The organism is Mycolicibacter acidiphilus (assembly GCF_018455725.1).
GTDB lineage: Bacteria > Actinomycetota > Actinomycetes > Mycobacteriales > Mycobacteriaceae > Mycobacterium > Mycobacterium acidiphilum.
The window spans coordinates 1-8,634 of record NZ_JAHCLR010000091.1; the positions used below are offsets into that span (position 1 = coordinate 1).

Here is an 8,634-nt window from a genome sequence, read left to right on the forward strand (position 1 = left end):
CCTCCTCGCGGCTTGACAACCTATAGGAGCATCAACGGGTGTTAGGTGAGGCGAGGCGAGGCGTCCCCGCCGGGGATTGTCGCGCAGAGGCGGGCACAACGGCACATGGTCTGGACCGGTGCCCGCTGATGCGGATGTGACCGACCGGCGCCCCTACGGCGTCAGCACCACCTTGCCGTACACCCGGCCGTCGGCGAGCGCCTGCAGCGCGGCACGGCCCTCCGACAGCGGAAACCGTTGCGGCGCAGGCGGCCTCAGCCCGTCGGCGACCAGCCGGTTGACCCCGGCGGCGAACGTCTCGCCGCTGCCGGGCTTGGCGCGCAGGTACTCGCCCCACGCCACCCCGAGCACGCCGACGTTGCGCAGCAGCAGCCGGTTGACCTTCACCGTCGGGATGCCGCCGGCGGCGAACCCGATCACCAGCAGCCGGCCGTCGACGGCGAGCACCCGGATCGCATCGTCGAAGGCGGCGCCGCCGATCGGGTCGACCACGACGTCGACACCCACCCCGTCCGTCGCGTCGCGCACCGCCCGCGCCCAGCCGTCGGTCAGCGGCAGCACCACGTCGGCGCCCAGGGATTCCACGAATTCCGTTGCGGCACTGCGGTGCACGACGGCGATCACCTTGCCCGCCCCCAGCGCCCTGGCGACCTGGATCGCCGCGGTCCCCACCCCGCCGGCCGAACCGAGCACCAGCACGGTCTCGCCGGGCTGCAGCGCCGCGCGGCGCTGGAAGGCGAAGTACACGGTGTTGTAGTTGACCAGCAGCGACACCGCCTCGGCGTCGTCGAGTTCGGCGGGGCTGGGCAGCACGTTGGCGACCGGCACCGCGACCCGCTCGGCGAAACCGCCGAGCATGCCGAACGCCGACACCCGATCACCGGCCGCCAGGCCGGAATCCGCCGGCGCGGAGCGCACCACGCCGGCGACCTCCGAGCCCGAGATGAACGGCGCCGGCACCTTGATCTGGTACTCGCCGCGGCTGAGCAGCAGGTCGGGGAAGCACACCCCGGCCGCCCGCACGTCGATCAGTACCGCACCCGGGAAGTCCGGCGGCTCAGCGGCGGCGTCGTCGTAAACCAGTCCGGCCGGCCCGGTCAGCTCCCGGACCACACACGCCCGCATCGCGACGGCTACTGCAGCGCGAAGCTGGCGGCGTGCGCCCCGGACAGGTCGGTGATCGTCGACCACTGCGCGGCGACGTCGTCGACCGTCGGCGGGTTCTCGAAGGTGGCGCCGTCGTTCTCGAACAGCGCCACCCGCTGCACCTTGCCGCCGCCGACCACGAACACCGATGCGGTGTTGGGGTTCTCCTCGGTGCACAGGTAGGCCACCACCGGCGCCACGTACTCCGGCTTGAGCTTCGCCAGCACCTCCGGCGGCAGGATGTCCTCGGTCATCCGGGTGGCGGCGATCGGGGCGATCGCGTTGGCCTTGATGTTGTACTTGGCGCCCTCCAGCGCGAGGGTGTTGATCATGCCGACCAGGCCGAGCTTGGCGGCGCCGTAGTTGGCCTGACCGAAGTTGCCGAACAGCCCGCTGGTGGAGGTGGCGACCACCACCCGGCCGAAGCCCTGCTCGCGGAAGTGCGGCCAGGCGGCGCGCAGCACGTTGTAGCCGCCGTAGAGGTGCACCTTGAGCACGGCGTCGAAGTTCTCGTCGCTCATCTTGTGGAAGGTGCCGTCGCGCAGGATGCCGGCGTTCGACACGACGCCGTGCACCGCCCCGAACTCGTCGATCGCGGTCTTGATGATGCCCGCCGCGCCCGCCGGTTCGGCAACGCTGTCGTAGTTGGCCACCGCGCGGCCGCCGGCCTCCTTGATCTCGGCCACCACGTGGTCGGCCATGTTGTGCCCGGCGCCGGTGCCGTCTCGGGCGCCGCCGAGGTCGTTGACCACCACGCAGGCCCCTTCGCGGGCCAGGGTCAGGGCGTATTCACGGCCCAGTCCGCCACCGGCTCCGGTGACGACGACGACACGGTCCTGCACTCCGGGCATGAAACTTCCTCTCGGGTCTTCGCTTGCTGGGTGGTCTGCATCGACACGCTAGAACAGCCGGCGTGCCAACTTCCAGGCTTTCTCTGTATACGGGGGGTAGATGAAGCCGCTGAGGTCGGGTCGGGTCGGCTTGCTGATGACACCCTTGCGGTGGCTGAACTCCTCGAAGCCCCAGCGGCCGTGGTAGGCGCCCATACCGGACGGCCCGACACCGCCGAATGGCAGTTTGGTGGTGGCGAACTGGAAGACCAGGTGGTTGATCACCATGCCGCCGGCGGACACCTGCTTGATCATCCGCTCCCGGATCGCCTTGGTCTTGGTGAACAGGTAGGCGGCCAGCGGTTTCGGCCTTGTGTTGACGAATCCGATTGCGTCGTCGAGGGATTCGACGGTGACGACGGGCAGGATCGGACCGAAGATCTCGTCGGTCATCAGCGGCTCGTCCGGGTCCGGGTCGACGACGACGGTCGGCTGGATGCGGACCTTCGCCGCGTCGGAGCCGCCGCCGAGCGCGACGGTGCCCTTGGTGGCGGCCAGCGCCGCGGTCAGCCGATCGAAATGCCGTTGGTTCACAATCGGTTTGCCGTCCGGGTCGTCGGCTTCGAAGGCGGTGACCGCGGCGTCGATCTTGGCCACCAGTTCGTCGCGGATGGCGGCATCTGCCAGCACGTAGTCCGGGGCGATGCAGGTCTGCCCGGAGTTGATCAGCTTGGTCCAGGCGATCCGCTTGGCCGCCACGTCGATGTCGGCGTCGGCGGCGACGATGCACGGGCTCTTCCCGCCGAGCTCCAGGGTGACCGGGGTCAGGTGCGCGGCCGCCGCCTCGTAAACCTTGCGGCCGATCTCGGTGCCGCCGGTGAAGAACACCCGGTCCAGCCCCTGGGCGATCAGGTCCTGGCTGACCGCGCCGTCGCCCTCGATCACCGCGATCGCGTCGGGGTCAAGGTATTTCGGGACCAGTTCGGCCATCAGCCGCGACGACGCCGGTGACACCTCAGAAGGCTTGAGCAGCACCGTGTTCCCGGCGGCGATCGCCCCGATCGCCGGGCCCAGCGTCAGTGCGAACGGGAAGTTCCACGCGCCGATGACCAGCACCGTGCCGTACGGCTCGTACTCCACCCAGCCGCGGCCGGGCAGCTGTGCCAACTCCAGCAGGTGGTGCCGGCTGCGGGCCCACTTCTTGAGGTGCTTGGCCGCGTACCGGGCTTCGGCGGCGGTGGCCGCGACGTCGGCCAGCCACGCCTCGAACGGTTTGCGCCCCAGGTCCTCGTCGAGCGCGGCGAAGACCCGCTCCTCGTTCTCGGTCATCATCGCGGCGATCGCGTGCAGCTGCGCGCGGCGCCAGTCGAGGTTGCGGGTGCGGCCGGTGGCGAAGGTGCGTCGCAGCCGGGCCACGGTTTCGGTGACGTCGACCTGGTCGAGTTGGGCTGTCATGGGTTCTCCCTTCACCGGATGAACCCGATCGTAGTCAGCCTTTGACGGCGGTGACGAACTCCGCGAACGCGTCCTTGTCGTCGCCCATCGGCACGTCCACCCAGCGGTTCAGCCGCCGCATCTCGTCGCTGGCGTTGACGGCGTCGGCGTGCCAGCCGTGGCCGTCGAGCCAGTCGCGCACCGAGGCGCGGTTCTCGTCGTGGTAGATCAGGTCCTGCACGTCCACGCCCTGCGACAGCCCGAGCTGCTCGGAGATCTTCTTGAAGCGCTCCGACATCTGCTGCCGGCGCTCGTCGGCGTGGTTGGCGGCGGTCTCCGCGGCGATCCGGCTGCCCGGTGCGCTCAGCTCGGTGATCTGCTCGAACAGCCGGTCCTGGGCGTCGGCGGGCAGGTACATCAGCAGCCCCTCGGCCAGCCACGCCGTCGGCGCGCCCGCGTCGAAACCGGCGGCGCGCAGGGCGGCCGGCCAGTCCTGGCGCAGGTCGATCGCGACGGTGCGGCGCTCGGCGGTCGGCGTCACACCGTGGTTGCCCAGGGTGGCGGCCTTGTACTCCAGCACCTTCGGCTGGTCGATCTCGTACAGCGTGGTGCCGGCCGGCCAGTCCAGCCGGTAGGCGCGAGAGTCCAGACCGGACGCCAGGATCACCACCTGCCGGACACCGGCTTGCACCGCGTCGGCGAAGTGGGCGTCGAAGAACCGGGTCCGAACCGCCTGGTAGTTGCGCATGTTGTGGTAGACCGCGGCGATGTCCGGGTCGAGGGTCTCCAGCTTGGCGACCAGCGACTGGTCCAGCAGCGCCTCCCACACCCCGGTGCCGGCGTCGGCGACGAGCAGCTTCGCGTACGGGTCGCGGATCAGCGGCTGCTCGCTGTCGGTCTCGACAGCACGGGCCGCGGCCACCATCACCGCCGTCGACCCGACGCTGGTCGCGATGTCCCAGGTGTCGTCGTTGGTGCGCGCTGTGCTCATCGGGTTCCCTCACTGCCTGTCGCGGACGTTGTGCGACATGCTACCGAAGAACTTAGGCGGGCTATTTGATCTGCCAGAGCCGGTTGACCAGCAGCCGCTGCAGGTTCTCGGTGACGGCCGCGGACTGCCCGCTGTCGCCGACGAACGCGCCGTAGAACCCGACCCCCCACAGCAGCGCCGCGAGCATCTGCACCAGCGCGTCGGTCGCCACGTCGGTGGTGAGCTCCCCGCATGCGACGGCGTCGGTGATCGCCCAGTGCAGGAACTCCTGCGTCCCCACCTGCAGTTCGCCGACCAGCGGCGCCAGCTCCGGCTGCCGCTGCGCGTCCAGCATCGCCGAGACCACGAACGCCGCCCCCGTCCGGTTCTCCTCGGTCGGCTGGGCGACGGCGGTCAGATACGTCGACAGCCGGGCGATCAGGCCGACCTGCTGCCGCGCCTCGTCGAGTGCGATGGTCACCAGGTCGCCGGTCTGGGCGAGCACCGCCCGGTACAGCGCCGGCTTGCCGGTGAAGTAGTGGTTGATCGCCGGCCGGGTCAGGTCGGCGCGGGCCGCGACCTCCCGCATGGTCGTGGCCTCGTAGCCGAGTTCGGCGAACGCATCGCGGGCGGCCTGCAGGATCCGCGCCCGGGTGTCGGCCGAGCTTCGCGCGATGGGACGGCCGCGCCGGTGGCGCACGTACGCGTCCATCGGCGAATTGTGGCACAACCGGTGTCCACGAATTCGAGAAAACGTCCGCTTATTCCGACTCACAGTCATTCGGCAGCAAATCCGACGGCGACACTCATCGGTGGACGCCGGGTATCGCACCCGCCCCCAGCGAACTAAAGTCGACTTATGGTCAGCACGCTCTCCCAGCAGACGTACTTCGAGACGGGCCTCGAAGTGCTGTCCGAACTCGGCTACGGCGGGCTCAAACTGGCCGAGGTCTGCAACCGACTCGGCGTGACGACGGGGTCGTTCTACCACTACTTCACCAGCTGGCCGGTGTACACGACCGAACTGATCCAGCACTGGCTGGAGGTCCGCACCGTTGCACACGTGGAGTTCGTCCGGGCGCTACCCGATCCGCGGGAACGTCTCGACAGCCTGATCCAGATCGGGTTGGCACTGCCGCACGGCGCCGAGGCCGCGATCCGAGCCTGGAGTTCAGCCGATCCGGGCGTGCACGCGGTGCAGGCCCAGGTCGACCGGCAGCGCTACGACATCCTCTACGAGTCGGCACTGGAGGTGCTGCACGACGAGCGGCAGGCCCACCTGTTCGCCAGCTGGGCGATGTACCTGCTGATCGGCTACGAGCAGGTGCTGCTGCCCCGCGACCCCGACACCATCGCCTGGATCGCCGACCAGTTACTCGACGCGCTCGACTCGGGCCGGTTCGCGGTCGCCGCGAAAGCGTGACGCCCCCCGGCGCCCCCCACGTCCGAGCCCGGGGGAACGTCGCCTACCTGGGCAAGTGGCTGGCGCTGGGCACCGCGATCGGCGTCATCGCCGGGCTGGGCACCGTCGCCTTCCTGCTCGCGCTGCGCTACACCACCGATGTGGCCCTGGGCGACCTCGCGGGCTATCGCATCCCGACACCGTTCAACGAGGGCGGCGACCCGGGTTCGCCCGGTTTCACGCGGGCCTGGGCGATCCCGCTGGTGACCACCGGCGGTGCACTGCTCTCGGCGCTGATCGTGGCCCGCCTGGCACCGGAAGCCGCCGGGCACGGCACCGACAGCGCGATCGAGGCGGTGCACACCGATCCGCGCGCGATCCGGGCCCGCGTCGTACTGGTGAAACTGGTGGCCAGCGCGCTGACCATCGGCTCCGGCGGTTCCGGCGGCCGCGAGGGGCCGACGGCGCAGATCTCGGCGGGCTTCGGGTCGCTGCTGACCCGCCGGCTGAACCTCTCCGACGACGACGGCCGGATGGTGGTCGCGCTCGGGGTGGGCTCGGGTATCGGCGCGATCTTCAGCGCGCCGCTGGGCGGGGCGGTGCTGGCCGCGTCGATCGTCTACCGCCGGGACCTGGACTACCGCTCGCTGGTGCCGGGGTTCATCACCTCCGGGGTGGCGTATGCGGTGCGCGGCGCGCTGCTGGGCTTCGACCCGATGTTCGGGTTCGTCGACGCCGAGTACCGGTTCGAGCGGGCGTGGCCGCTGGTCTGGTTCGCGGTCCTCGGGCTGGCCGCCGCCGGGGTCGGGTACCTCTACGCCCGGACCTTCCACGCCACGGTGGCGCTGATGCGGCGCCTGCCCGGCGGCATGGTGCTCAAGCCGACCGTCGGCGGCCTGCTGGTCGGACTGTTGGCGCTGGTGGTCCCGCAGGTGCTGAGCAGCGGCTACGGCTGGGTGCAGTTGGCGACGACGCGGGAGGCGGTGCTGGCGATCCCGGTGTGGATCGTCGTCGTGCTGCCGTTCGCCAAGATCGTCGCCACGGCCTGCTCGATCGGCACCGGCGGGTCCGGCGGGCTGTTCGGGCCGGGCGTGGTGATCGGGGCGTTCGTCGGGGCGGCGGTCTGGCGGATCGGCGACCTGCTGCACCTGCCCGGGGTGCCGGATGATCCGAGCATCTTCGTCGTGGTCGGCATGATGGCCTGCTTCGGCTGCGTCGCGCACGCCCCGCTGGCGCTGATGGTGATGGTCGCGGAGATGGCCGGCTCGTTCGCGGTGATCCCCGGCGCGATCATCGCGGTCGGCATCGCGGCGCTGCTGATGTCGCGCAGCGAGGTGACGATGTACCGGTCGCAGCGGGTGGACCGCTGGGCGGCCCGGGAGGAGCGGGCCGCCGCTCGTTAGACGGAGCGGATGTGCTGCACCGCCAGCCGCGGCCCGCGTCGCGGTTCGACCGCCAGCCCGCTCTCCAGCAGCAGCCGCACCACCCGATGCCGGTGCGGCCGCATCGGCTCCAGCAGGTCCACCATCGCGTCGTCGTCGATCGGGTGGCCGAGCAGCGTCCAGCCGATCATCTTCGCGACGTGGTAGTCGCCGACCGACAGCGCGTCGGCGTCACCGAACGCCCGCTGAGCAGTCTCGGCTGCGGTCCACACCCCGACGCCGGGCAGCGACATCAGCGCCGCCCGCGCCTCCGCGGGCGGGCGGGTTGCCAGTCGCTCCAGCGCCGCCGCCCGCTGCGCGCAGCCGACGATGGTGCGCGCCCGCCCGCCGTCGACGTTGGCGCGGTGGAACTTCCAGGACGGGATGGCTCGCCACACCTCCGCGGGCGGCGGCACCCGCATCCGATCCGGTGCGGGACCCGGTGCGGCGGTGCCGAATTCGGTGACCAGCACTCGCCACGCCCGGAACGCGTCGGTGCCCGGAACCCGCTGCTCCAGCACCGCCGGGATCAGCGCCTCCAGCACCCGGTTCGTGCGGCCCAGCCGCAGGTGCGGCAGTCGTCGGTGCGCGGCGGCCACCGTCGGGTGCGTCGGCGTGAAGCCCGTCGCGTCGTCGTCGGCGCCGAGCAGGGCCGGGGCGCCGTCGAGGAACTCCGCGGCGCCATCGCCCCACGCCTCGCACTGCACGGTCTCGGTCGCGGTGCGGGTGATCCGCGCCGTCACCGGGCCGGTGGCGGTGAGGCTCGTGCGCCAGATGGCGCCGTCGGCGCCGACCTGGAAACACGGGTCGAGCGGGCCACGGCGCAGCGGACTCAGGGTGATGTCCGGGCCGGCCGGGCCGGGAAAGGTGATGGTGCGGCGAAGCGGATCGGTGATAACAGCGATCATAGGGATCGCGTGTTCACGTTGACCGTTCTGCGCGGTCAGGCCACCATGGGGTGGTGACCACGCCGTTCGACGATCCGCAGGCCGAACTGGCGTGGATGTTTCTGCAGAGCGTCTCCGAGGGCGGCGACCTCGACGAATACTTCGACCTGCTGGCCGACGACTGCACCTACTGGAGCATCCTCACCCGCGAGACGATCGGTAAGGACGCACTGCGGGCGATGCTCGAGCAGCGGCGGCAGCGGATGCGGGTCACTCTGGAACTGACCCGGTGCATCAACGAGGGCGAGACGGTGGTGATCGAGGCGCACGGCGACTGCGCCACCACCGACGGCGCGCACTACGAGAGTCCGCTGGTGTTCATCGTCGACACCCGCGACGGGCTGATCGTCTCGGTGCGGGAGTACACCGACACCCGGTTCGCCGCGGAGGCGCTGGGGTCTGCGTAACACCCGCATCAGCTTTCACCGGCCTGGGGCATGTGCTGTGGTGCCCGCCTCTGCGCGACGTTGAGACTGGTATTGCT

The 8,634-nt window shown here is 70.7% G+C and carries 8 protein-coding genes and 1 pseudogene; 3 read left to right on the forward strand and 6 right to left on the reverse strand.

Translation table 11 applies throughout. The annotated features are described in order from the left end of the window. Positions 1–153: 153 nt before the first annotated feature. The 5 genes and pseudogenes from KIH27_RS21660 to KIH27_RS21680 form a co-directional block, all read right to left on the reverse strand. On the reverse strand, positions 154–1,125 hold the full coding sequence (locus KIH27_RS21660) for an NADPH:quinone oxidoreductase family protein (RefSeq protein ID WP_214095023.1): 972 nt from the start codon (positions 1,123–1,125) through the stop codon (positions 154–156). Between the two features lie 8 nt (positions 1,126–1,133). After that, positions 1,134–1,997, reverse strand: coding sequence for an SDR family NAD(P)-dependent oxidoreductase (locus KIH27_RS21665; protein ID WP_214095024.1), 864 nt, complete (start codon positions 1,995–1,997; stop codon positions 1,134–1,136). A gap of 48 nt (positions 1,998–2,045) precedes the next feature. Then, positions 2,046–3,455, reverse strand: a pseudogene (locus KIH27_RS21670) (aldehyde dehydrogenase family protein); the annotation flags it as partial. Between the two features lie 10 nt (positions 3,456–3,465). Beyond that, positions 3,466–4,401: a class I SAM-dependent methyltransferase gene (locus KIH27_RS21675; RefSeq protein WP_214095026.1), complete on the reverse strand. Its 936-nt coding sequence runs from the start codon at positions 4,399–4,401 to the stop codon at positions 3,466–3,468. A 61-nt stretch (positions 4,402–4,462) separates the two neighbouring features. After that, on the reverse strand, positions 4,463–5,092 hold the full coding sequence (locus KIH27_RS21680) for a TetR/AcrR family transcriptional regulator (protein WP_214095027.1): 630 nt from the start codon (positions 5,090–5,092) through the stop codon (positions 4,463–4,465). Positions 5,093–5,239: 147 nt separating this feature from the next. On the opposite strand from KIH27_RS21680, the gene KIH27_RS21685 reads away from it, so the two are divergent. Both KIH27_RS21685 and KIH27_RS21690 read left to right on the forward strand, forming a co-directional pair. Further along, positions 5,240–5,803 carry a TetR/AcrR family transcriptional regulator gene (locus tag KIH27_RS21685; RefSeq protein ID WP_214095028.1) on the forward strand — a complete coding sequence of 188 codons (564 nt, stop codon included), beginning with the start codon at positions 5,240–5,242 and terminating at the stop codon, positions 5,801–5,803. Then, the gene (locus KIH27_RS21690) at positions 5,800–7,185 is read left to right on the forward strand and encodes a chloride channel protein (RefSeq protein WP_214095029.1); all 1,386 of its coding nucleotides are present in this window, start codon (positions 5,800–5,802) and stop codon (positions 7,183–7,185) included. Before KIH27_RS21685 ends, KIH27_RS21690 begins: the two co-directional genes overlap by 4 nt. On the opposite strand, the gene KIH27_RS21695 is transcribed toward KIH27_RS21690, so the two are convergent. Further along, a complete protein-coding gene (locus KIH27_RS21695) occupies positions 7,182–8,111 on the reverse strand; it encodes a DNA-3-methyladenine glycosylase family protein (protein ID WP_214095030.1) in 930 nt (309 codons plus the stop codon). The genes KIH27_RS21690 and KIH27_RS21695 overlap by 4 nt on opposite strands. A gap of 53 nt (positions 8,112–8,164) precedes the next feature. Between KIH27_RS21695 and KIH27_RS21700 the strand changes: the two genes are divergently transcribed. Continuing rightward, positions 8,165–8,557, forward strand: coding sequence for a nuclear transport factor 2 family protein (locus KIH27_RS21700; RefSeq protein WP_307856975.1), 393 nt, complete (start codon positions 8,165–8,167; stop codon positions 8,555–8,557). Positions 8,558–8,634: the final 77 nt, after the last annotated feature.

Bases quoted from the DNA above. Each gene is read 5' to 3' on its own strand.
- KIH27_RS21660 (WP_214095023.1), bottom strand. From the start codon at position 1,125: ATGCGGGCGTGTGTGGTCCGGGAGCTGACCGGGCCGGCCGGACTGGTT.
- KIH27_RS21665 (WP_214095024.1), bottom strand. From the start codon at position 1,997: ATGCCCGGAGTGCAGGACCGTGTCGTCGTCGTCACCGGAGCCGGTGGC.
- KIH27_RS21675 (WP_214095026.1), bottom strand. From the start codon at position 4,401: ATGAGCACAGCGCGCACCAACGACGACACCTGGGACATCGCGACCAGC.
- KIH27_RS21680 (WP_214095027.1), bottom strand. From the start codon at position 5,092: ATGGACGCGTACGTGCGCCACCGGCGCGGCCGTCCCATCGCGCGAAGC.
- KIH27_RS21685 (WP_214095028.1), top strand. From the start codon at position 5,240: ATGGTCAGCACGCTCTCCCAGCAGACGTACTTCGAGACGGGCCTCGAA.
- KIH27_RS21695 (WP_214095030.1), bottom strand. From the start codon at position 8,111: ATGATCGCTGTTATCACCGATCCGCTTCGCCGCACCATCACCTTTCCC.